The organism is Pedobacter ginsengisoli (assembly GCF_030244015.1).
Classification (GTDB): Bacteria; Bacteroidota; Bacteroidia; order Sphingobacteriales; family Sphingobacteriaceae; genus Pedobacter; species Pedobacter ginsengisoli.
Map to the genome: position 1 here is coordinate 779,274 of NZ_JASSYX010000004.1, position 22,281 is coordinate 801,554.

A 22,281-nucleotide genomic window follows, 5' to 3' on the forward strand; every position below is an offset into this window, starting at 1 on the left:
GTTACCTGAACCAGTCCGCATACATGATATAATTGTCTGGCAGTTTATTTAACAAGGCCCTCTGTTCTTCGGTAATGGGCTTTATTTTCTTTGCGGGAGTTCCGGCGTAGATAAACCCGCTCTCACAATGCGTATTTTCCAATACAACACTTCCAGCGGCAATAATTGTATATTCTTCTACTATTGCATTGTCCATAATAATAGCCCCCATACCAACCAGGATATGGTCCTTCAAAGTACAGCCATGAACTATAGCATTGTGCCCTACAGAAACCCTGTTACCTATTGTTGTAGCGGCTTTAAGATACGTTGCATGAACGACAGCTCCATCCTGAATATTCGTGTCATCTCCAATCGAAATACTATTGACATCTCCTCTGAGTACCGCATTAAACCATACCGAGCAATTATTGCCGATCCGCACCTCTCCTACTATCGTCGCGTTGGGCGCTATAAAGCAATTTTCACCCCACTTTGGGTGTATATCTTTCACTGGTAATATGACTGCCATACTAAAAAATTGTATCTGTTAATTCTTCTGAATGCTGTGGATAGTCTGTAGTATAATGCAGCCCACGGCTTTCTCTTCTTGCCATGGCCGACTTTATAACAATAAATGCAACCTGTATCACATTCCGCAATTCACACAATTTTACAGAAACTTTATTTGCCTTGTAAAACTCTTCAGTCTCCTGATGCAGAAGATATAACCTCCGCATCGCCCTTTCCAGTCTAAAATCAGAACGGACAATTCCCACATAATCGCTCATTAACTTTTGTGTCTCTCTAAGGTTATGGGTTACTAAAATATCTTCATTAGACTGGGTCACTCCATGATCATTCCAGTCTGGTATATTGGCTGGGATTACATTTTTTTTATAATTTGCCACTGCATCCTCAAAGATCCTGTGTGCAAATACAGGAGCTTCTAATAATGAGTTAGAAGCCAATCTGTTTGCTCCATGAAGCCCGGTTGATGAGCACTCGCCGCAAGCGTACAAATTCTTAATGGATGATCTTCCATATTCGTCCACCAATATCCCGCCACACATGTAATGTGCCGCCGGAGTTACCGGAATTAAATCCTTTGTCATATCTATTCCTATGGAAAGACATTTCGCATATATATTAGGAAAGTGAGCCAGAATATCTGCTTTACTCCTGTTCCTTATATCCAAATAAACGAAGTCCTCCCCTGACTTCTTCATTTCCGCATCTATTGCCCTTGCAACAATGTCCCTGGAAGCCAGGGATCCCCTGCTGTCATATTCAAACATGAACTCCTCCCCGGTCTTTCTTCTCAGAACACCGCCAAATCCACGAACTGCTTCAGAAATCAAAAAAGCAGGATATTCGCCCGGATGGTATAATGCGGTCGGATGAAACTGAATAAATTCCATATTTCTTACTTTGCCTTTAGCGCGGTAGACCATTGCCATTCCATCACCTGTAGCAATAACGGGATTGGTGGTACTCGAATAAATATGTCCTGCACCGCCTGAGGCCATGATAGTCACATTTGCTAATATCTTTTCCACATCATTAAGCTCTGTGTTAAAGGCATATATACCGTAACAGTTGATATCTTCGGTACTCTTATCCACATGTATACCAAGATGGTGTTGTGTGATCAGTTCCAGACAGAAGTAATGTGTTAATATCTCTATATTTTCATTCTGATGAATTTGTTTTAGCAATACACTTTCTATTTCATATCCGGTGACATCCTTATAGTGTAAAACCCGGTGTTCTGAATGGCCTCCTTCCTTGGCCAGATCATACACACCCGTTTGATTTTTATCAAAGTTTATACCGTAATCTATAATCTCCTGGATGCGCTGCGGACCCTCCTTCACGACTATCTCCACAATTTCCTCGTCACACAAACCATCTCCAGCCACTAATGTATCAGAAATATGTTTTTCAAAAGAGTCATCCTTGTCTACAACCACGGCAACCCCACCCTGTGCGTATTTGGTATTAGATTCATCCTCATTGGACTTGGTAACAATTAAAACCTTACCATACTTAGCGGCCTTTAAGGCAAAGCTCAGTCCGGCTATTCCAGATCCAATAACTAAAAAATCAACTTTTCTCATTAATTTTATATTGATATTCAATTAATTACAAACAATATTCAATAGATGTGATAATTAAAATGCCTAAATTCATACACTTGTTAACAACCATCGCAGAATTGTTAATTTTATGTCTAAACAATTAGAACAAATATTTTTGAATGTTTAAAGCTAAGGTAAAAAGGCTATTTGACACAATATTTTAAGTTATTTTTAAGCTGATTTTCATAGTTTATTAACTTTTTACCCTCCACCTAATAATACACATATTTACATTGATAAGTTTTTGAGTCTATTAATATCTTGCTGTAAATCAGTCAATATTTAATATTAAAATGTAATCTTAATGTTAGTAAATTATTAATAACTCAGATAATCGTATTAAAACAGGAAATTTGTACACAATACCAACACACTAATAAACAATAGAAATCTATTTATATAAATTAATTATTATTTATTGAAGTGTGGAAACAGCGTACCTTTATGCAAGATTCAAACTCATAACAAAAACTGAAGATGGACACCTTAACCGAATTGAATAAAAAAGGTTTTGTAGACGAAAAGATTGATCCGACACTAGATCTTTTTGCCGAAATAGAAAAATTAAAAAAGGAAAAAAATGCGATAATATTGGCCCACTACTATCAGGAGCCTGATATTCAGGATATAGCAGATTATATAGGTGATAGTTTGGGTCTGTCGCAAGAGGCAGCAAAGACCGAAGCAGATGTAATCGTGTTTGCCGGTGTGCATTTTATGGCGGAAACAGCTAAGATACTCTCGCCTGATAAAAAAGTATTATTGCCGGATTTTAAAGCGGGATGTTCACTTGCAGATAGCTGCCCTCCCCACCTTTTCAGGAAGTTTAAAGAAAAATATCCGGATCATGTAGTGATCACTTATGTCAATTGTACGGCTGAATTAAAAGCGTTAAGTGATATTGTTTGTACTTCGACAAATGCGGTACAGATTGTGGAAAGTCTGCCTAAGGATACCAAGATTATTTTTGGACCTGACAAAAACCTCGGTGCGTGGGTTGCAAAGAAAACTGGAAGGGACCTGGTTTTATGGAACGGTGCATGTATGGTGCATGAAATTTTCTCCAGGGAAAAAATAACCAAATTGAAAGAACGTCATCCTGATGCCAAATTCATCGCGCATCCGGAATGCGAGGAAGCCGTGTTGAAAATGGCGGACTATATAGGATCCACTACGGGCTTACTGAAGTATACGATGAATAGTGATGCAAATGAATTCATTGTGGCGACTGAAAGTGGAATTATTCATCAAATGGAAAAAGAAAATCCGGGTAAAACATTCATACCTGCTCCGCCAAATAACAGTTGTGCTTGTAATGATTGTCCGTATATGAAAAGAAATACCCTGGAAAAACTCTATTTATGCATGAAAAATGAATTGCCGGAAGTCACTGTACCTGCCGATATCATCCTAAAAGCACGAAAACCTATAGAAAGAATGCTTCAGATTTCAGCCAGCCTGGGATTATAAAAAAATAAATATGTTTGAAAATAAAGAGCGTACAGATATTGCTGAACTGGGAGAGTTTGGATTGATCAGACACCTGACTGAAAATTTTAAGATAAGACATGAGAGTAGCATCAAGGGGGTCGGAGATGATGCAGCTGTACTGGATTTTACTGGTAAGCAGATATTGATATCGACAGATCTCTTGTTGGAGGGGATACATTTTGACCTTGCTTATGTACCGCTCATGCATTTGGGTTATAAGGCTGTGCAGGTCAATCTAAGCGATATTTACGCAATGAATGGTATAGCGAGTCAAATCACGGTTTCTATTGGCTTATCGAGTAAATTTCCCTTAGAAGCGGTAGAGGAGATTTACAAAGGAATCGCGCTGGCCTGCAATAAATTTAATATTGACCTGATAGGTGGGGATACCTCAACCAGCAAGCAAGGCTTAATAATCAGTGTAACGAGTATCGGATATGCGGAGAAAAAAGATGTTACCTATAGAAACGGTGCCGGGGACGGGGACCTGATCTGTGTATCCGGAGATCTTGGCGGAGCATATGTAGGGCTTCAGATATTAGAAAGAGAGAAGTTGATATACATGGAAAATCCTAATATCCAGCCTGATCTGGAAGGAAAAGACTACATCATTGAAAGACAGCTGAAGCCGGAAGGCAGACGGGATATTGTAGATCTTCTGGCTCAGATGGAAATCGTACCAACTTCTATGATTGATGTATCAGATGGGCTGGCTTCGGAAATATTACACATTTGTCAGCAGTCTGAAAAAGGATGTACTTTGTATGAAGAAAAGATACCGATTGATCCGTTAACGTATGAAACTGCACGTGAACTTGGTCTGGATCCTACGGTGTGTGCATTGAGCGGCGGAGAAGATTATGAGTTGTTATTCACCATCAAACAATCTGATTATACCAAGCTTAAAAATGATGTGGATATCAGTGTGATCGGGCATATTACGGAAAAGAATTCGGGTTGTAATATGGTATCCAAATCCAATGTGGTACATGAATTGAAAGCTCAGGGCTGGAACGCATTTAATAAGAGCTAGTATTCAACATCTGAATCTAAAAATTTGGTGTCAATTTGCTTCGTTGCTTTGGCACCTAATTTTCTAATGCGTTCTGAGGTGTTTGATAAGTTTCCGGAACCGGTGGAAAGTTTATTTAAAGCCTTGTCATAGGCATCCTGGCTTTGTTTCATGTACTTTCCAATGCTCTCCATATCAGTCAAAAAGCCGACAAATTTATCGTACATACTTCCGCTCAGTCTTGCTATTTCCAATACATTCCTGTTCTGTCTTTCCTGCTTCCAAATGCTCGAGATGGTTCGTAATGTGGCAAGCAATGTAGAAGGGCTTACGATCACGACCTTCCTGTCCCAGGCAAAATTAAATAGTTCGGCATCCTGCTGCACGGCAATACCAAAAGAAGATTCAATGGGAATAAAAAGCATCACAAAATCTGGTGAATTGATCTGATAAAGATCATGGTAATTTTTCACCGATAGGCTTTGTATATGTGTTTTAATAGAAAGAATATGATGTTTCAGGTGTATTTCACGCTCTTCGTCATGCTCTGCACTTACCAGGCGTTCATAGGCCACCAGGGAAACCTTAGCATCTACAATGATGTGTTTGTCATCAGGAAGGTCTATGATCACATCAGGCTGGAATCTGCTTCCATCAGTATTTATTAAACTTGCCTGTATTCTGTATTCCCGGTCTCTTACCAGTCCTGATCTTTCCAGAATGCGCTCCAATATGACCTCGCCCCAATTTCCTTGTTTCTTACTGTCTCCCTTCAGGGCTTTGGTCAGGTTATTGGCATCTTCCTGTATTTGTTTGCTTTGGGACATGAGTTCAGAAATTACACCTTTCAGTACATTTCTTTCATCTGATTCAGATTTATAGACCCTCTCAACCTTCTCTTCAAAAGCCTTTATGTTTTCTTTCAGCGGATTTAAAATAATATCCAGATGAGCTCTATTGTGTTCGGTGAATTTAGCTGATTTTTCTTCAAGCAGTTTATTAGCAATATTTTCAAATTCAGCTTTAAATCGCTGCTGCAATTCTGCGATGTAGAGTTCTTGTTGTGCTTGTTTTTCCCGTTGTGCGATTAGATTTTCTTCTGATTTTATTACTTTATCACGTTCATTCATATAACTTATACGCAGATCGTTAAGTTCATCCTGTAATTTTAACTTATCTTCTTTTAGTATATTTAAGGATTTTAAACCTATAAAAATTACTAAAATTATGATCAATACGCTGATAACTGCTACTTCCATTGCTAATATTTTTATAACGGAAAATTAGTAATTTTTAGTAGAATCTGATAGTCACTGTCAAATAGTTTTTAATTTACTGCTGTTCAGAGAAAAAGGGAACACTTTTTGAGTCATGGGTTTATACCGGTCAACAAATACTTAAAGGTTGTTGAAAATATACATTTACGACTATGGGAATTTATTTCATATTGATAATACCTGTCTTGATCCTAAGTGTATTTGTGCAGTGGAGATTTAGAAGCAAATTCTCAGAGTATGCAGAAATGCAGTTAAATTCGGGATTGTCTGGAAAAGAAGTGGCAGAAAAGATGCTGTATGACAGCGGAATCTTTGATGTGAAAGTAATGAGTACTGATGTGCAGTTATCAGACCATTACAATCCCCGGGAAAAAACGGTTAACCTCAGTACGGATGTTTATTACGGCCGAAGCGTGGCTGCGGCGGCTGTTGCTGCTCATGAATGCGGGCATGCAGTTCAGCAGTCGAAATCGTATCATTGGCTCAATCTGAGGAGCAGTATGGTTCCGGTAGTGAGCATAACTTCTAATTTATTGCAATGGGTACTTATTATCGGTGTAACGCTCATCGCCTTTACTTTTAATCCGATAGTTTTGGCTATTGGTGTTGCAGGTCTCACGTTGATCACAATCTTTAGTATAGTTACCCTTCCGGTAGAATTTGACGCAAGCAGAAGGGCATTAATATGGTTAAAAAATAATAAGGAAGTGCTTTATACTTCTGAAGAACATAGACAGGCTAAGGATGCACTTTGGTGGGCCGCGTTAACTTATGTGATAGCCGCGCTTGGCGCGATGACGAATCTGTTCTATTACCTGTCTGTTTTATTTGGAAGAAACAAGAATTAAAACAAATACTTAATTTAGCCTGTAAGGAACGATCAACTCAAATTGGGGAATGTCCACAACAAAATCAGAATCATCAGTTAGGCGCTGCATTAAATAATTTCCACGCATACTTCCCATGTCTGTTGCGAGCTGGCAGCCTGAAACATAAGAATGCATATCGCCGGGTTGTAAAATTGGTTGTTGTCCAACCACTCCTTCGCCTTCGACTTCTCTCAGGCTCCCGTTTGAGTCAAAGATAAACCACTGACGCCGTTTTAGCTGTATGGTATAATCTGTCAAATTTTCTATATTAATCCGGTAGGCAAACATAAAATGCTCGTTTTCAGGATTAGAATATTCATCCTGATAAGTAGTTTCTACTGATATCTTAACACCTTGTGTGATCGCTGTAACCATTGCAACATTATTTAATAATTACTTTTCAAAAATCAAGCCATTTCACCTATGGGTGATATGTTGTGATATTTGTCTTCCACTTCGTCCAGAATACTATGGATAGTTTCTATATTATCTTCTTTGACCAGGAGCATTCTGTAAGGTTTAAAATCAGGTAATCCTTTGAAATAGTTTGCATAATGGCGTCTCATTTCAAATATACCAACTTTAGGGCCTTTCCATGCAATAGATTTTTCAAAATGTGTACGGCACACGGATACACGCTCTTCAACGCTCGGGCCGGCAAGTATTTGCCCGGTTTTAAAAAAATGTCTGATCTCCCGAAAGATCCAGGGATATCCTATAGCTGCTCTGCCGATCATAATTCCGTCTACTTCATATTCCAGTCTCCAGTCTGCTGCTTTTTGTATGCTGTCCACGTCTCCATTGCCGAATATTGGTATTTTTATTCTCGGATTGCGTTTGATTTCCCTGATCAGGGTCCAGTCAGCCTCGCCCTTATACAATTGTGCTCTTGTTCTGCCATGAATGGTAAGCGCTTGTATTCCGATGTCCTGGAGCCGCTCAGCGACCTCCTCTACGTTTTTGGTGTTATCATCCCAGCCCAGCCGGGTTTTTACCGTAACGGGCAGATGTGTGGCGTTCACGACCGCTTTGGTCATCTCTACCATTTTGTCAATATCCTGTAATAATGCTGATCCGGCACCACGACAGGCGACTTGTTTTACCGGACAACCGTAATTGATGTCCATCAGATCAGGACCAGCCTGCGTCGCTATTTCTGTTGCTTCGCGCATGTGGTCTATTTCACTTCCGAATATCTGGATACCTATAGGGCGCTCATACTCAAATATATCCAGCTTAGCGCGGCTTTTTGCCGCATCCCTGATGAGCCCTTCTGATGATATAAACTCAGTGTACATCATATCCACTCCGCTTTGTTTGCATACAAAACGGAAGGGGGGGTCACTCACATCCTCCATTGGGGCGAGTAATAAAGGAAACTCACCCAGATCAATATTTCCTATCTTTACAGACATTTATTTATCTTCAAACCAAAATTTCAAAGTACAAAGGTACAATAAATCAAAATAATGAGTTTCATACAAAAGCCGCAGGAAGAAAAAAGTCCTTATTTACAGTTGTTGATGCTTGCCGGCTATGCCTTGCTGGGCGCTATTGTATTTACAATCATTGCAATGGTCATCATTATGGCGATGTATGGGATGAAGGCGGTTACCGATCCTTATGTGCTTTCGGGAGCTGAACCGAAGTATTTGCCAGCTCTTCAGATTCTGTTGATTGCTACATCGTTAGGACTCTTTCTTTGTCCGGCCATTTTATTACCCCTTACTGAGGGCAAGCGCCCGGGGAAATTTTATAAGTTTAAAAAACCCGACCTGAAGATGCTGGGATTGGTATTGATTGTTATGCTGGTCTCTATGCCATTTATGGAGTGGGTGATGCTGACCAACCAAAAAATGATACTGCCGGATTTTTTGAAAGGTTTAGAGCACTGGATCAGAAGAAAAGAAGACGAGACTATGCAGGTTACCCTTCTTTTGTTAAAAATGGCAGGGACGAAAGAACTGGTCATTAATCTTTTTATGATTGCCTTTGTTCCTGCTGTTTCCGAAGAACTGATGTTCAGGGGTGGGGTACAACGTACTCTGGGAAGAATTTTCAAAAACCAGCATGTGGCCGTTTGGTTGTCCGCAGCAGTATTTAGTGCTATTCATGTTCAATTTTATGGCTTTTTGCCCCGGATGCTTTTGGGGGCCGGATTTGGATATATTTACCTCTGGAGCGGTAGCTTATGGTATTCAATGCTCGGCCATTTTATTAACAATGCCTATGCGGTATGCGTGGCATTTTATATGCAAAAACACAATATGGATATTTCCAAAATGGATAGTGTCCCACAGTTTGCATGGTACGGCTACCTGATCAGTTTTGTCCTGACCATTCTGGTGTTCCAAATTTTTAAAAAACAAACCACTAATCTTTCATGAAGACCAGAGCCATTACCGCTTTCTTTTTTACCATTGTCATGCTGGGTTCCATCTTTTTGGGAGGCTATACTTTTACCGCATTTTACCTGGTGCTGAGCATCGCAGCATTGCTGGAATTTTTCAAGCTGATCAAAACATCGGGTATCAGACCTCATAGAAATATTGCGGTTGGAGTGGCTGTTCTGATTTTTTTGATGACAGCCGGATATCATTATCTGCAGTTTGAGACCAAATACATGCTGCTGATCGTACCACTCATTTTTTCAGTATTCATCAGCGAGCTGTACAAGAAGGATAAAATCCCTTTTGCCAACATTTCTTATACCTTTATCGGTTTCGTATACGTAACCGTTCCCTTTTGTTTTTTTTATTCATTGGGCTTTATTCTTGACACTTATTCTTATAATTTCCATTTACCGCTTGCATTCCTGCTGATGCTTTGGGCAAGCGATACGGGCGCTTATCTGTTTGGATCCAAATTTGGAAAGACGAGACTGTTTGAACGTCATTCTCCTAAAAAATCATGGGAGGGTTTTTTTGGCGGCATGTTAACCAGTGTATTGGTAGCCTATTTTACGTCTATTTATTTTATTGAGATAGGTTTCATGGTTTGGGCGGGAATGGCCGTATTGATCGTATGTTTTGGCACACTAGGCGATCTGGTAGAGTCAATGCTGAAACGAAGCCTGGACGTTAAGGATTCGGGCTCTTTTTTGCCGGGTCATGGAGGTTTGCTGGACCGTTTTGACGGCTTGCTGATCGGTGCTCCGGTTGTATACGCATATCTGTACCTGATTCTCCATTAACCAGGCTTCAACCTGACCTGTTTATTCTTCTAGCGGGCTGCTGTTGTTGTATTCTTCTATCAGACTAAGCGCCAATTCGTAATTCTCCTGCGAAACCATTAAGCTTACACGATTTATATAAGCTGAACCAAGGGCAGCAGGCTCTATGATGCTCATAAATTCATTACTCATAACAGCATATATTCCATGTTCTTCCAATAGTTGTTTCATCAATGAAACTTGCCAGAATTCTCCTGAAAAGACTTCCGTCTGTGTTATTTTATTTTGTTCGGACATAGACAGAAAATTAGTTTTATGCAATATAATGAATTAAAATGCAGATTTGTTTTTCAGCGGCTGTAAGAGATATTCCAGCCCGTTGAGTTTAATTTCGTAAAGAGTGGCTATCAATTGCCCCAGTTTGCCCGGCGGCCAGCCTTCCTGATGAAACCAAATGAGATAGGATTCGGGCAGATCGCAAATCAAACGGCCTTTGTATTTGCCAAAGGGCATTTGCATGGTCACTAAGTCCTTTAGTAGCTGTGGGTTCATTTTCCTTGATTTTAATTGACTACCATTTCCAGCATTTCTACTGCTTCATCTACTGTGTTAAGGTTGTCAAATGCAATACGCAAGCTGTCTTTGACTTCCTTAAGGTTGCATAACCTGGGGTGAATCTGTGCAAAATGCAATATTTTATTGAACATTTTGGAATCGAAGAAGGGAGATTGCTTATCGGTAATGAAATAGCCCCTTAAAGTTCCCTTTTTGAATGTGATCTTTTCGAAGGCAAGTTTCCTGGCGACCCATTGTAACCTCAACACTTTGAGCATGGTTTTGACAGGATGGGGAACAGGACCGAACCTGTCTTTCAGCGACGATTCAAATGCCTTGAGCTGGTGCTCATTTTCTATCCTGGAAAGTTCTGTATATAGGTTATATCTTTCTGTGATATTGGTCACATAATCGTCGGGGATGTACAGCTCGAGATCTGTGTCTATTTGTGTAAAGGTGACAAAGGGCCGCGGGGGTTCATCTTTAAACAGGCCTTTGAATTCATCATCCTTGAGTTCCTGAATGGCTTCATCAAGGATCTTGTGATACATTTCGAAGCCGATCTCAGCTATAAAGCCACTTTGCTCCGCGCCCAGAAGGTTTCCGCTGCCGCGAATATCGAGGTCACGCATTGCAATATTGAAGCCGCTGCCCAAATCTGAAAATTCCTCGATGGCACTGAGCCGTTTTCTGGCTTCAGAAGTAAGTGTGCTTAAGGGAGGACTAAGCAGGTAGCAAAATGCTTTTTTATTGGAACGTCCTACGCGGCCCCGCATTTGGTGGAGATCGCTGAGGCCAAACATGTGGGCATGGTTGATGATGATCGTATTTGCATTTGGAATGTCGAGGCCGGCCTCGATAATGGTCGTTGCCACCAGAACATCTTTTTCTCCGTTGATGAAGTCAAGCATCACGTCTTCCAGCTGATCGCCATCCAACTGTCCATGTGCTATTCCTATTCTTGCTTTCGGAACAAGTCTTTGGATGAGCCCCCCCAGTTGTGGTAAATCATTGACCCGATTGTGTATGAAGAAGACCTGCCCGCCGCGGTCAAGCTCATATTGGACGGATTCCTGGATCAGCTTATCATTGAATACATGCAATTCGGTATTTACTGCCTGGCGGTTTGGCGGGGGAGTACTCATTATAGAGAGATCCCGGGCTCCCATCAGAGAAAAATGAAGGGTACGTGGAATTGGCGTGGCTGTTAGCGTAAGTGTATCAATATTGACCCTGAGGGCACGAAGCTTTTCTTTGGAACTTACCCCAAATTTTTGTTCCTCATCGATAATCATGATGCCCAGGTCTTTGAACTTGACATCCTTGCTGAGCAAGCGATGGGTGCCAATGATGATGTCTACCTTTCCATCGGCCACTGCCGCTAAGGTTTCTTTAATCTGCTTGCTGGTTTTGAAGCGGTTGATATAATCTACAGTGCAGGGGAAGCCTTTGAGCCGACCGCTGAATGTTTTGAAATGCTGCAGGGCGAGAATAGTGGTAGGAACCAATACCGCGGCCTGCTTGCCATTTGCTACCGCTTTGAATGCTGCACGGATGGCGATTTCGGTCTTTCCAAAACCAACGTCGCCGCATACCAGCCTGTCCATGGGATGTGGCGCTTCCATGTCCTTTTTTACGTCGCTGGTCGCTTTTTCCTGATCGGGGGTATCTTCATAGATGAATGAAGCCTCCAGCTCCGTCTCCAGATAGCCGTCGGGATCAAATGCGGTACCTACCTGTGCTTTTCTCAATGCATAAAGCTTGATAAGATCCCTGGCTATATCTTTAACTTTTTTTTTAGTGGTCTTTTTGAGCTTGTCCCAGGCCTCGGTGCCCAGCTTGTTCATTTTCGGTGCCGTACCATCTTTGCCACTATACTTGGCAATGCGGTTTAGCGAATTGATATTTACATAAAGCAGGTCGTTGTCTGCATAAACAAGACGAATCATTTCCTGTGTCTTACCATTGACCTCTACTTTTTCCAGACCTGCGTACTTGCCGATGCCGTGGTCTATGTGGGTCACGAAGTCGCCGGGCTTCAGGTCCCGGAGTTCTTTTAAAGTGATTGCCTGGCTGCGCTGGTAGCCTCTTTTTAGCTTGTATTTATAAAAGCGATCGAAGATCTGGTGGTCAGTATAGAAAGCGGCTTTCAGTTGCGCGTCTACATAACCTTCTCTGAGCGGGATGTTGACCGGACTAAACTTTGCTGTCTTGTCGATATCATCAAGAATGGCATACAGACGCTCGGTCTGTTTAACCGAAGCACTAAATATGAAATTGTGTATGCCCTGTTTTTCGTTTTCTTTAAGGTTATGGATCAGCAGACTGAAATCTTTATTGAAAGATGGCTGAGGTTTGGTCTCAAATTGGAATACCTGGTCCGTCTTGTAAAAGAACCGCTTGCCGAACTCAATCAATGTAAAATCATGGAGCATGTCACCGAGCATCTTTTCATCTGTAAAAGCGAACCTGGGGTCAATCCAGTCTGCATTTTCCTGCTTTTCTTTGGCGGGAAGTGCTTTCCAAAGTTCCGTGGCTTTTCTGTAACCGGATTTTATAATATCAAGTGTGAATTCCACATCCTTAAACCAAAGTTGCGTGTCTTTTTCAATATAATCCAGCAGACTGATGTTATTTTCTGTCAGATACCTGGATTGTACATTTGGAATAATGGTGAGGGATTTGACGTCGTCGACAGAAAGCTGGCTCTCGATTTCGAAGGTACGGATACTTTCTATTTCATCACCAAAGAATTCTATGCGGTATGGCAGGTCATGCGAGAAGGAAAAAATATCAACAATACCCCCGCGGATGGAAAATTGTCCGGGCTCGTAAACAAAATCTGTACGGTTGAAATCGTAATCTATTAAGAATTCATTGATGAAATCTATCCCAAGTTTTGCGCCGAGACTAATCTCTAAGGTATTCTTTTCTAACAGGCTGCGGTTGATCACTTTTTCGGCCAGCGCCTCTGGATAGGTAACAACGATCTGCCCATATTCGCTTTGATGATTGAGTTCATTGAGTACTTCAGCCCGTGCCAGTACGTTTGCGGTATCCACCTGCGTAAATTCAAATGCTTTACGAAAGGATGAAGGAAAAAGCAAGACCTCCTTGTCAAGGATACTTTCAAGATCGGCCAGGAAATAAGATGCTTCTTCCCTGTCTGGTAAGACAAATAAAACAGGTTTATGCAATAAAAAGTAAGCAGCTATTGCAACTGTCGCATCTGCTGAACCAACTAAGCCTTTTAGTTGAAGTTTACCTCCTTTGCCCACATTCAGGGCCTTTGTCAGTGCGACAATGCGCTCATCTGTTTTGTATCTGTTAATCAGGTCGCGGATGTTCACAACACAAATGTAATATTTATGATTAGCTTTAGGTGTAACAAAGTGTGGAATAATCCATCTATAATTATAAAGGGGACAACATGAAAGAACTCATTTTTTGGGTGTTGGCTTTAACGGCGCTGGGATTAGCAACGCCTGAGGAATACGGACATGCGCATCATTTTACGCTTTGTCCGCTGGCAAATCTTGGAATAGAGTCGTGCCCGGGTTGTGGAGTGGGCCGGGCGATAACACAACTGCTGCATGGCAACATTGCTGAAAGCTGGAAACACCACTGGTTTGGAATCCCGGCGCTGTTCATTGTTGTTTTCAGGATTGTTGGATTGATAAAATTGAATATTAAATCATTTAAAATAAAATATAAGGAGAAAAGATATGTTTGAGTCACCGTTTATGTCATTGCCTGGAATCACACCCCAGGAATATTCGTACTTGCAAACAGCAACTACTGGATTCAGTGATCAGCAACTGAGAGGTTTTCTGATGATCTACAGCAGCAAAAGAAGGAACCCCGACGATATGGTATTGTACTGTATATTGGGTTTTTTTGTGCCCGGACTGGCCAGGTTTTTAGTCGGTCAGATCGGGATGGGGATTTTATACTTCTTCACTTATGGTTTATGTGCGATCGGGACGATCATTGATTTAGTGAATCATAAAAGCCTGGCATTTGAATACAACCAGAAAATGGTATTTGAAAGTTTGCAAATGGTAAAGATGGGCAATATCCAATAAGGTTTTTGTATTTTTAAGGCATGAGACTATCAGTTTTGATCAAACACCTGGAAGCCTATGCACCGGCAAGCTACCAGGAAGATTATGACAATTCGGGACTGCTTATTGGAAGCCCCGATCAGGAAGTGCATGCTGCGCTTGTTGCGCTGGACTGTACGGAACAGATCATAGATGAAGCGATCTTACAAGACTGCAATCTGATCATTACACATCATCCGATTGTGTTTAAAGGACTTAAGAAGATCACCGGAAAAACGTATGTTGAACGGGTGGTTTTGAAGGCCATTCGCCATAACATTGCGCTTTATGCAATTCATACCAACCTCGATCATGTGAAGAATGGGGTCAATGGTATAATTTGCGAAAGGCTGGGATTACAAAACCTGAAAGTGTTGAGGCCAAAAAATAGCCTCCTGAAGAAGCTGGTTACATTTTGCCCAACTGAATATGCAGATAAGGTACGTGAAGCTCTGTTTGAAGCCGGGGCCGGACACATCGGCAATTACAGCGACTGCAGTTTTAATGCCTCAGGGTTTGGTACTTTCAAAGGAAATGAAGACACAAATGCCTATGCCGGTGAAAAAGGAGTGCAGCATCATGAGCCCGAAATAAGAATTGAAACTGTATTTGTTGTTCAGAATGAACGCAGGATATTGTTGGCTTTACTGGAAAGCCATCCGTATGAAGAAGTGGCATATGATATTTATGCCCTGGAAAACAAACTGGAGACCGTGGGTTCGGGGATGATAGGTTGGCTGGATCAGGAAATAGACAGTAAGGAGTTTTTGCGAATGGTAAAGGAGAGAATGGACGCAACCGTGATCAGACACACTGCGTTATTACCTAAAAAAATAAAAAAAGTTGCTGTTTGCGGAGGTTCAGGTAGCTTCTTGTTAAATGACGCGATAGCAGCTGGCGCCGACGCTTTTGTTACCGCCGATTTTAAATATCATGAGTTTTTTGATGCTGAGGGAAAATTGGTGATTGCAGATATCGGACACTTTGAAAGTGAACAATTTACATCTGATTTGTTGATAGATATTATTCAAGAAAAATTTCCTAACTTTGCAATCCGTTTAACGGAGCATAATACAAACCCCATAAATTATTTCATTTAATGGAACAAACAGTAGAGCAAAAGCTAAAAGATTTATACGAGTTACAGACTCTTCATACAAAGATTGACAAAATACGTCAGATCCGCGGTGAGTTGCCAATGGAAGTTGCTGATCTGGAAGATGAAGTGGCAGGTCTGGAAACACGTATCCAAAAATTCAAAGGTGAACTGGATGATACCGAGGATTCAATCGTAACGCGTAAAAATATGATCAAAGAAGCTCAAAATCTGATCAAAAAATACGAGACACAGCTAAAGGACGTTAAGAACAACCGCGAGTATGATGCTTTGACTAAAGAGGTAGAGATTCAGACACTGGATATTCAGGTTTCCGAAAAGAAAATCAGAGAATTCGGGTTTGACATTGCTCAGAAAACTGAGGTTTATGAAAAAGCACTTGCTGATCTGGAATCAAGAAGGAGAGATCTGGAGATTAAGAAAGGCGAACTTCAAACCATCACTGCGGAGACTGAAAAGGAAGAGGAGTCTTTAACTAAGAAAGCAGAAAAAGCAGAAACTGGAATTGAGGACAGGCTTTTAGTCGCTTATAAAAGATTAAGAGGAAATGCAAATAATGGTCTGGCAGTTGTAACCATTGACAGGGATTCGTGTTCCGGATGCTTTAACCAGATTCCCCCTCAGCGCCAGCTAGATATTCGCCAGCGCAAAAAAATCATTGTTTGCGAACATTGCGGAAGGATTCTGGTTGATGAAGCACTAACTCAGGAAGTAGCGCTTGCTTAATTAGACTTTAAGAAATTTAGTAGGCCGGAAACTGTTTCCGGCCTTTTTTGTACACGTATTTTTTGATGGGATAAATAGCCTTAAAACCGGTAAACAAAAGCATTGATGTGCATTCCTGCGCCAACTGACGCAAAAACAGCGTATTGCCCGGGTTCGACCTGATATCCATTAATCTGGTTTTTTAAGAAGAGATCAAGCAATGTAGGTATGGTCGCTACGGAGCTGTTCCCCAGCCATGAAATGGTCATAGGGACAAGGTTCTCGGGGACGGTGTCTAAGTCATAAAGCTTAAACAGCCGCTTCATGATGGCGTGATCCATTTTCCCGTTAGCCTGGTGAATAAATACCGTTTTGATATCAGTAATATTTATTCCTGCCTTATCTATTGCTTTTTTTACAACCTGAGGGACGGTTGTTACTGCAAATTCATAGAGTTTGCGGCCGTTCATTTTAAGATAAGTGTTGCCATTGTTCTCGTTTGGATTATTGCTTTTACCCATAACGAGGAGTGATCCATAACCTACGGCATAGGTTTGTGTTTTGTGGGCCAGTATGCCAATCTCATTATCGGCGGTTTGGGCTTCAAATATCACAGCACCAGCACCATCTGAAAAGATCATGCTGTCTCTGTCATGCACATCTGTAATCCTTGAAAGCGTTTCTGCGCCAATTACCATTACTTTACTGGCATCTCCGCTTTTAATTAGATAATTGGCTTGTATAGCACCCTGAACCCAGCCAGGACAACCAAAAATAAGGTCATAGCCTACGCAATCAGGGTTCTGGATATTTAATATTTGTTTGACCTTTGCTGCCAGCGAAGGCAGTATGTCCATCCGATTGCTGCCATTTTTTACGTCCCCGAAATTGTGGCAAAAAATAATATAGTCAAGCTCCTCCTTGTCAATGCCTGCCATTTCAATAGCCCGCTGTGCAGCAATGGCCGCGATATCGCTGTTCACCAGGTCCGGATCAATATATCGTCTTTCCTGAATTTCAGTTATCTCCGTGAATTTATCAATAACATAAGACATCTCTTTATCAAGAAGCACTCCGTTTTCATAAAAAGTAGAATTTAAGAAAGAGGCTCCTGGAATAATGTTTTCCGGAATATAGCTGCCTGTACCAGTAATAACTGCGTATAAATTTGGTGTAGTGCTCATTTTGAACCGTAGACTGTTTTGGTCTAGAGTATAAAACTAAAATAATTTTATTATATATGAAAGATTTAAATAAAATCTTCAATTAAAAATACAAATAATTCCTTGGGGCCGTGTGCCCCCAGCACTAAAGTTTTCTCAATATCTGCGGTTCTGCTTGGGCCGGTAATGGTACTCAGCATAGTTGGGAGCTGACTTCCATATTTGTCTTTAATGAGCCTGAAAGCATCTTTGAGATCCATAACTATTTGTCCTGTGCGGGCAATAACGATATGATGGTGGGGAAAAATGCTTAGTCTGCGGCCAGCCGAATTTTGATTAGACACGATTACAGATCCGTTTCTGGCAATAAGCGCTTCACATAATGTTATGCCTGCTTCAGCGAGTTCAAAATCCTTATCTGTCTTGTAGAAGGGGAACTCATATTCGGTCAAAAGTTCCTGAAGTTCAGGTTCCCAACAATATATTTTCCGCCATTTATACTTGTCCGCCAGCTGCAGGATATTTTCAATAAATTCTATTCCATTCTCACAGTATATAAAATTTCCTGAAACGGCTGTTAGCTGCTCCGCAAATAAGACCTCAAGTATTTCTTCGCTCTCTTTGTATAAAGGAGTGTCTTCTAAATTTGGATAAGGATTGTCTCTTTTTTCAAGAAGGGCTTTCCTTATCTTTTTTAGCATGAGCTCTTTGGAAGTTATATTTTCTTGCATACAAAAAATGGATTCGCAGTCATTTCATGTTCGAAATGACTGCCACCATAATATTATTCTTATTAAGATTCTGTCGGTGTAATAGAGGTTGAGGATTCTGTGGCTTCACCTACACCATCATGTAATAATCCTTCTGCCGCTGGTTTTTGATCCCCGGTTCCGTTTACAAATTCATCATAGGTGGTTCGGTTATCAAATGGACGTTTACCCAGGATTTCTTCAAGGTCGGCCTGGAACAGAATCTCTTTCTCTATCAATTTTTGAGCTAATTTCTCGAGCCCCTCCCTTTTTTCAGTAAGCAATTCTTTGGTCCTCTTATAAACCTCAGAGATTAATGTACGAACCTCATTGTCAATTATTTCTGATGTTTTCTCCGAATAAGGCTTATTGAAATTGTATTCATTATGCGGGTCATGGAACGAAACGTTACCTACGGCTTTATTCATGCCGTAAATAGTCACCATCGCGTAAGATAGCTTTGTAATTCTTTCCAGGTCATTTTGTGCGCCTGTCGAAATCTTTCCAAAAACGATATCTTCAGCAACACGCCCGCCCATTGTCATACACATGCCGTCTGTCAACTGTTCCGTAGTATACAAAAACTGTTCCTTAGGCAGGTATTGAGCGTATCCCAGTGCTGCGACTCCGCGAGGTACAATAGATACTTTCACCAATGGGTCTGCATGCTCAAGGAACCATCCGGCAATAGCGTGGCCCGCTTCGTGATAAGCAACAATTCTCTTTTCCTCAGGTGAAATGATCTTGTTTTTCTTTTCCAGACCACCAATAACTCTGTCAATAGCGTCCTGGAAGTCCTGCATGTCCACACTCTCTTTGTTACGGCGAGCGGCAATCAAAGCCGCTTCATTACAAACATTAGCGATCTCTGCGCCTGCAAATCCCGGTGTCTGAGCGGACAGCTTTTTGGCGTCTACTTCCTCAGAGGTCTTAATTGGCTTAAGATGAACCTTAAAAATCTGTTCACGGCCAACCAAATCCGGCTTGTCGATTGATATCTGTCTGTCAAATCTTCCTGGCCTCAATAATGCCGTATCCAATACGTCCGGACGGTTGGTCGCTGCCAGGATAATAATGCCTGAGTCAGTACCGAAACCATCCATCTCAACCAATAACTGGTTAAGGGTATTTTCACGCTCGTCGTTTCCGCCCATCATGCTGTTTTTACCTCTTGCCCGTCCAATCGCATCTACCTCATCAATAAAAATGATGCATGGTGCTTTATCTTTAGCTTGTTTGAAAAGATCTCTTACTCTTGAGGCACCCACGCCAACGAACATTTCTACAAAATCAGAACCGGACAGGGAAAAGAATGGAACTTGTGCTTCGCCTGCAACGGCTTTAGCTAAAAGAGTTTTACCTGTGCCTGGTGAGCCGACCAGCAACGCGCCTTTTGGGATTTTGCCGCCCAGGTTAGTGTACTTTTTAGGGTTTTTGAGGAAATCGACAATCTCCATTACTTCCTGTTTTGCCTCCTCAAGGCCGGCAACGTCATTGAAAGTCACATTTACCTGGCTTTCTTTGTCAAATAATGTTGCCTTAGATTTTCCAATATTGAAAATCTGACCGCCGCCTCCTCCTGCGCCGCCACCCATGCGGCGCATTACAAAGATCCAGAAGCCGATAAACAGCAGTACCGGAATGATAACTGTAAAGAACCAGGAGTTAAAAGAACTTTGTCTGGTGTCTTTTTCGGCAAGAATCTGTTGCGCCGGAGGCACATTTTTTTGTGACTCTTTAAGTTGTGTATCGAGGGCATCCATTGATCCTGCTGTGAAATATACTGTAGGGCTGCTTGTAGAGCTAAAGTTACTCTTACTGATATATTCCTTATATTTTGGATCGGAAAGCCTTTCTTTTTTAATAAAGACCTCAACCTTTACAAGGTCTTCGTGTTTATAGGCAATGAGTCGTTGGACGTCGCCGGGGATAAGCATCTGCGTTTCAAAAGTACGATATGGAACTTGCTTGCTATTGTCTGCACTAAATAAAAACTGTAATAAGATAAGGCCCAGAATAATCGCTGCATAGACCCAAAAAATATTAAATTTAGGGCCTTTCTGAGGTTTTTTAGGAATATTAGGAATTCTCTTTATCAGTTTTGGTTTTGTATTTGGATTCTCTTTCATCGTTAAATCAAAAAATGTGTTTGTGAATGATTAAGCGCTTTGGAATGAAGTAGTTTGGGCATCTCCCCATAGATCCTCAATTCCGTAAAAATCACGCTTTTCAGTTTTAAATATATGCACTACAATGTCAAAATAGTCAAGTATAATCCATTCAGCAGACTCCTGTCCTTCTTTCCTCCATGGATTAGTCTGTGTTTTTTTATAAATTTCTTCTTCAACGCTATCGGCGATGGCTTTTACCTGAGTAGCAGAATTGGCGCTGCATATAATGAAATAGTCAGAAACTGAACTGTTAAGATTTCTAAGGTCTAAACGGACAATATCATTGCCTTTTTTTTCTTGTATGCCGTGAACGGCTATTTCTGAGAGGTATGTAGAAAGGTTTACGATTTTCTTTTTTACCATTAAAATATTTTAATTTTGATAAACAAATATACAATCAACACTTGCAAAATAACACTTTTTCAACATTATTTGTTGGTCAAAATCTTATAAGATTATCAGCGGTTGATTCTACTAATAACTTTTTGAAAAGGATGGTGTCAAATTCCGAGCCATTACCAGAAGGGACTGTTATTATGGCAGATAACCAGTATGCAGGCCGGGGTCAACAAGAAAATACATGGCATGCCGAACCCGGACTGAATCTGACTGCCAGTATATTTTTAAAACCGGCATTTCTACCGGTAAACAGGCAATTCAGGTTAAATATGGCAATCAGTATCGCCATAAGAAACGCACTAAAAACATGGGTAGGGGGGCATATAACTATAAAATGGCCCAATGATATCTATTTTCTTGAAAGGAAGCTTGGAGGAATATTAATAGAAAACAGCATATCTGGCAACCAGTATAAGACTGCTGTTATCGGTGTTGGCATTAATGTAAATCAACTGGTCTTTAGTCCTCAGCAAGTGAAAACGGCTGTGTCTCTTAATGAAATTTTACAGGAAAATGTTAATTTAATTGAGCTGTTGGCCGAAGTATGCAATCATATAGAAGGACAGTATCTCAGGTTGAAGGGGAATTCTGATGATTTGACTAAGGATTATCTTTCGGGACTTTATAAATTTGGACAAATTGCCACATTTAAAGATAAGAACGGACCATTTAAAGGAGTAATAGAAAACGTAACACCTGATGGAGCGCTCGTTGTCGCGACAGCGGGAAGTACTAAGGCATATAATTTTAAAGAAATAGAATTCATAACAGGAACTTCCGAAGAAAGGATTGAAAAATTATAAGTAATTTCACGCCCTTATTGTAAAAATAAATGAAGAGAATACTTTTAATCTTAGGGTTGCTGACATTATTTGTGGCTTTTAGGCCAGCGAGTACTTCCGTCAGGCCCCCTCAAGATTCAACAGTAGTGGATGATCTGGTGTTTACGGAGATCGGCTCTTCGGAAGATAGCGCAGCGAACAAGATCTCAAAAGACACAATCTCCAAAGACCGTCCTGCTGTATCGGCTGATGTTTCATCAGATGACAAACCCGGGGCAAAAACACCTGCATCAGCTGAGCGGGAAAAAACCTTATGGGAGACCTTTATCGCAGGATTGGCCGGGGGTTTTCTGGCCTTTCTGATGCCCTGCATCTTTCCGATGGTGCCTTTGACGATCAGTTATTTCACCAAGCGCGCCGGGAGCCGGCAAAAGGGGATAGGGCAAGCCCTGATCTACGGGCTTTCCATTATCGTGATTTACGTGGCCTTCGGTCTGCTGATCACGCTGATCTTCGGGTCATCAGGCCTGAACGCTTTCAGCAGCAGCGGCACCTTCAATTTCTTTTTCTTTCTCCTGCTGGTGGTGTTCGCGGTT

Annotated in this window: 22 protein-coding genes and 1 pseudogene; 11 read left to right on the top strand and 12 right to left on the bottom strand. The window is 41.1% G+C overall.

Features of this window, described 5'->3' with window-relative positions; genetic code table 11:
* Position 1 precedes the first annotated feature (1 nt).
* Both QEP08_RS20715 and nadB read right to left on the bottom strand, forming a co-directional pair.
* Positions 2–511: a gamma carbonic anhydrase family protein gene (locus tag QEP08_RS20715; RefSeq protein WP_285060685.1), complete on the bottom strand. Its 510-nt coding sequence runs from the start codon at positions 509–511 to the stop codon at positions 2–4.
* Position 512: 1 nt separating this feature from the next.
* Complete coding sequence (gene nadB, locus QEP08_RS20720; protein ID WP_285060686.1) at positions 513–2,099, bottom strand: L-aspartate oxidase; 1,587 nt, start codon at positions 2,097–2,099, stop codon at positions 513–515.
* A gap of 498 nt (positions 2,100–2,597) precedes the next feature.
* Here nadB and nadA point away from each other — a divergent pair, with 498 nt between their 5' ends.
* Together nadA and thiL are read left to right on the top strand one after the other, a co-directional pair.
* A complete protein-coding gene (gene nadA, locus QEP08_RS20725) occupies positions 2,598–3,590 on the top strand; it encodes a quinolinate synthase NadA (protein WP_285060687.1) in 993 nt (330 codons plus the stop codon).
* A gap of 10 nt (positions 3,591–3,600) precedes the next feature.
* Complete coding sequence (thiL, locus tag QEP08_RS20730) at positions 3,601–4,644, top strand: thiamine-phosphate kinase (protein ID WP_285060688.1); 1,044 nt, start codon at positions 3,601–3,603, stop codon at positions 4,642–4,644.
* On the opposite strand, the gene QEP08_RS20735 is transcribed toward thiL, so the two are convergent.
* Positions 4,641–5,882 carry a DNA recombination protein RmuC gene (locus tag QEP08_RS20735; RefSeq protein ID WP_285060689.1) on the bottom strand — a complete coding sequence of 414 codons (1,242 nt, stop codon included), beginning with the start codon at positions 5,880–5,882 and terminating at the stop codon, positions 4,641–4,643. The genes thiL and QEP08_RS20735 overlap by 4 nt on opposite strands.
* 170 nt (positions 5,883–6,052) lie before the next feature.
* Here QEP08_RS20735 and QEP08_RS20740 point away from each other — a divergent pair, with 170 nt between their 5' ends.
* The gene (locus QEP08_RS20740) at positions 6,053–6,748 is read left to right on the top strand and encodes a zinc metallopeptidase (RefSeq protein WP_285060690.1); all 696 of its coding nucleotides are present in this window, start codon (positions 6,053–6,055) and stop codon (positions 6,746–6,748) included.
* Positions 6,749–6,757: 9 nt separating this feature from the next.
* On the opposite strand, the gene apaG is transcribed toward QEP08_RS20740, so the two are convergent.
* Together apaG and dusB are read right to left on the bottom strand one after the other, a co-directional pair.
* A complete protein-coding gene (gene apaG, locus QEP08_RS20745) occupies positions 6,758–7,144 on the bottom strand; it encodes a Co2+/Mg2+ efflux protein ApaG (protein WP_285060691.1) in 387 nt (128 codons plus the stop codon).
* Between the two features lie 32 nt (positions 7,145–7,176).
* On the bottom strand, positions 7,177–8,184 hold the full coding sequence (gene dusB / locus QEP08_RS20750) for a tRNA dihydrouridine synthase DusB (RefSeq protein ID WP_285060692.1): 1,008 nt from the start codon (positions 8,182–8,184) through the stop codon (positions 7,177–7,179).
* 54 nt (positions 8,185–8,238) lie between these two features.
* Between dusB and QEP08_RS20755 the strand changes: the two genes are divergently transcribed.
* Together QEP08_RS20755 and QEP08_RS20760 are read left to right on the top strand one after the other, a co-directional pair.
* Positions 8,239–9,156, top strand: a complete 918-nt coding sequence (locus tag QEP08_RS20755) for a CPBP family intramembrane glutamic endopeptidase (protein ID WP_285060693.1) — start codon at positions 8,239–8,241, stop codon at positions 9,154–9,156.
* Positions 9,153–9,962, top strand: coding sequence for a phosphatidate cytidylyltransferase (locus QEP08_RS20760; protein WP_285060694.1), 810 nt, complete (start codon positions 9,153–9,155; stop codon positions 9,960–9,962). Before QEP08_RS20755 ends, QEP08_RS20760 begins: the two co-directional genes overlap by 4 nt.
* A 21-nt stretch (positions 9,963–9,983) precedes the next feature.
* Here the strand turns inward: QEP08_RS20760 and QEP08_RS20765 are convergent, their stop codons facing one another.
* From QEP08_RS20765 to mfd, 3 genes are read right to left on the bottom strand one after another with little or no spacing between them, the layout of a single operon-like run.
* Positions 9,984–10,238 (bottom strand): DUF2007-related protein, encoded by a 255-nt coding sequence (locus QEP08_RS20765; protein WP_285060695.1) that lies wholly within the window; start codon positions 10,236–10,238, stop codon positions 9,984–9,986.
* 33 nt (positions 10,239–10,271) lie between these two features.
* Positions 10,272–10,493, bottom strand: a complete 222-nt coding sequence (locus tag QEP08_RS20770) for a DUF3820 family protein (RefSeq protein WP_285060697.1) — start codon at positions 10,491–10,493, stop codon at positions 10,272–10,274.
* A gap of 11 nt (positions 10,494–10,504) precedes the next feature.
* Entirely contained in the window at positions 10,505–13,846 is a 3,342-nt protein-coding gene (mfd, locus tag QEP08_RS20775) for a transcription-repair coupling factor (protein ID WP_285060698.1), read from the bottom strand.
* Positions 13,847–13,926: 80 nt separating this feature from the next.
* On the opposite strand from mfd, the gene QEP08_RS20780 reads away from it, so the two are divergent.
* Genes QEP08_RS20780 through QEP08_RS20795 form a run of 4 tightly spaced genes read left to right on the top strand, consistent with a single transcriptional unit; the run spans position 13,927 to position 16,442 of the window.
* The gene (locus QEP08_RS20780; protein WP_285060699.1) at positions 13,927–14,229 is read left to right on the top strand and encodes a DUF2752 domain-containing protein; all 303 of its coding nucleotides are present in this window, start codon (positions 13,927–13,929) and stop codon (positions 14,227–14,229) included.
* Positions 14,222–14,581, top strand: a complete 360-nt coding sequence (locus tag QEP08_RS20785; protein ID WP_285060700.1) for a TM2 domain-containing protein — start codon at positions 14,222–14,224, stop codon at positions 14,579–14,581. The genes QEP08_RS20780 and QEP08_RS20785 overlap by 8 nt, the downstream gene beginning before the upstream one ends.
* A gap of 20 nt (positions 14,582–14,601) precedes the next feature.
* The gene (locus QEP08_RS20790) at positions 14,602–15,699 is read left to right on the top strand and encodes a Nif3-like dinuclear metal center hexameric protein (protein ID WP_285060702.1); all 1,098 of its coding nucleotides are present in this window, start codon (positions 14,602–14,604) and stop codon (positions 15,697–15,699) included.
* Complete coding sequence (locus QEP08_RS20795; protein WP_285060703.1) at positions 15,699–16,442, top strand: zinc ribbon domain-containing protein; 744 nt, start codon at positions 15,699–15,701, stop codon at positions 16,440–16,442. The genes QEP08_RS20790 and QEP08_RS20795 overlap by 1 nt, the downstream gene beginning before the upstream one ends.
* Positions 16,443–16,522: 80 nt before the next feature.
* On the opposite strand, the gene QEP08_RS20800 is transcribed toward QEP08_RS20795, so the two are convergent.
* The 4 genes from QEP08_RS20800 to rsfS all read right to left on the bottom strand — a co-directional run bounded on the left by QEP08_RS20800 (position 16,523) and on the right by rsfS (position 20,867).
* Positions 16,523–17,605, bottom strand: coding sequence for a 3-oxoacyl-ACP synthase III family protein (locus QEP08_RS20800; protein ID WP_285060705.1), 1,083 nt, complete (start codon positions 17,603–17,605; stop codon positions 16,523–16,525).
* Positions 17,606–17,670: 65 nt separating this feature from the next.
* Positions 17,671–18,315, bottom strand: a complete 645-nt coding sequence (locus QEP08_RS20805; protein WP_285060706.1) for a LutC/YkgG family protein — start codon at positions 18,313–18,315, stop codon at positions 17,671–17,673.
* 62 nt (positions 18,316–18,377) lie between these two features.
* Positions 18,378–20,462 carry an ATP-dependent zinc metalloprotease FtsH gene (gene ftsH / locus QEP08_RS20810; RefSeq protein ID WP_285060709.1) on the bottom strand — a complete coding sequence of 695 codons (2,085 nt, stop codon included), beginning with the start codon at positions 20,460–20,462 and terminating at the stop codon, positions 18,378–18,380.
* A 30-nt stretch (positions 20,463–20,492) separates the two neighbouring features.
* On the bottom strand, positions 20,493–20,867 hold the full coding sequence (rsfS, locus tag QEP08_RS20815; RefSeq protein ID WP_285060711.1) for a ribosome silencing factor: 375 nt from the start codon (positions 20,865–20,867) through the stop codon (positions 20,493–20,495).
* Positions 20,868–20,908: 41 nt separating this feature from the next.
* Here rsfS and QEP08_RS20820 point away from each other — a divergent pair, with 41 nt between their 5' ends.
* Positions 20,909–21,706, top strand: coding sequence for a biotin--[acetyl-CoA-carboxylase] ligase (locus QEP08_RS20820; protein WP_285060712.1), 798 nt, complete (start codon positions 20,909–20,911; stop codon positions 21,704–21,706).
* Positions 21,707–21,735: 29 nt separating this feature from the next.
* A pseudogene (locus QEP08_RS20825) lies at positions 21,736–22,281 on the top strand (cytochrome c biogenesis protein CcdA); the annotation flags it as partial.

What these genes read in the sequence shown, in the direction of transcription:
- QEP08_RS20715 (WP_285060685.1), bottom strand. Translation starts at nt 511, where the DNA reads ATGGCAGTCATATTACCAGTGAAAGATATACACCCAAAGTGGGGTGAA.
- nadB (WP_285060686.1), bottom strand. Translation starts at nt 2,099, where the DNA reads ATGAGAAAAGTTGATTTTTTAGTTATTGGATCTGGAATAGCCGGACTG.
- nadA (WP_285060687.1), top strand. Translation starts at nt 2,598, where the DNA reads ATGGACACCTTAACCGAATTGAATAAAAAAGGTTTTGTAGACGAAAAG.
- thiL (WP_285060688.1), top strand. Translation starts at nt 3,601, where the DNA reads ATGTTTGAAAATAAAGAGCGTACAGATATTGCTGAACTGGGAGAGTTT.
- QEP08_RS20735 (WP_285060689.1), bottom strand. Translation starts at nt 5,882, where the DNA reads ATGGAAGTAGCAGTTATCAGCGTATTGATCATAATTTTAGTAATTTTT.
- QEP08_RS20740 (WP_285060690.1), top strand. Translation starts at nt 6,053, where the DNA reads ATGGGAATTTATTTCATATTGATAATACCTGTCTTGATCCTAAGTGTA.
- apaG (WP_285060691.1), bottom strand. Translation starts at nt 7,144, where the DNA reads ATGGTTACAGCGATCACACAAGGTGTTAAGATATCAGTAGAAACTACT.
- dusB (WP_285060692.1), bottom strand. Translation starts at nt 8,184, where the DNA reads ATGTCTGTAAAGATAGGAAATATTGATCTGGGTGAGTTTCCTTTATTA.
- QEP08_RS20755 (WP_285060693.1), top strand. Translation starts at nt 8,239, where the DNA reads ATGAGTTTCATACAAAAGCCGCAGGAAGAAAAAAGTCCTTATTTACAG.
- QEP08_RS20760 (WP_285060694.1), top strand. Translation starts at nt 9,153, where the DNA reads ATGAAGACCAGAGCCATTACCGCTTTCTTTTTTACCATTGTCATGCTG.
- QEP08_RS20765 (WP_285060695.1), bottom strand. Translation starts at nt 10,238, where the DNA reads ATGTCCGAACAAAATAAAATAACACAGACGGAAGTCTTTTCAGGAGAA.
- QEP08_RS20770 (WP_285060697.1), bottom strand. Translation starts at nt 10,493, where the DNA reads ATGAACCCACAGCTACTAAAGGACTTAGTGACCATGCAAATGCCCTTT.
- QEP08_RS20780 (WP_285060699.1), top strand. Translation starts at nt 13,927, where the DNA reads ATGAAAGAACTCATTTTTTGGGTGTTGGCTTTAACGGCGCTGGGATTA.
- QEP08_RS20785 (WP_285060700.1), top strand. Translation starts at nt 14,222, where the DNA reads ATGTTTGAGTCACCGTTTATGTCATTGCCTGGAATCACACCCCAGGAA.
- QEP08_RS20790 (WP_285060702.1), top strand. Translation starts at nt 14,602, where the DNA reads ATGAGACTATCAGTTTTGATCAAACACCTGGAAGCCTATGCACCGGCA.
- QEP08_RS20795 (WP_285060703.1), top strand. Translation starts at nt 15,699, where the DNA reads ATGGAACAAACAGTAGAGCAAAAGCTAAAAGATTTATACGAGTTACAG.
- QEP08_RS20800 (WP_285060705.1), bottom strand. Translation starts at nt 17,605, where the DNA reads ATGAGCACTACACCAAATTTATACGCAGTTATTACTGGTACAGGCAGC.
- QEP08_RS20805 (WP_285060706.1), bottom strand. Translation starts at nt 18,315, where the DNA reads ATGCAAGAAAATATAACTTCCAAAGAGCTCATGCTAAAAAAGATAAGG.
- ftsH (WP_285060709.1), bottom strand. Translation starts at nt 20,462, where the DNA reads ATGAAAGAGAATCCAAATACAAAACCAAAACTGATAAAGAGAATTCCT.
- rsfS (WP_285060711.1), bottom strand. Translation starts at nt 20,867, where the DNA reads ATGGTAAAAAAGAAAATCGTAAACCTTTCTACATACCTCTCAGAAATA.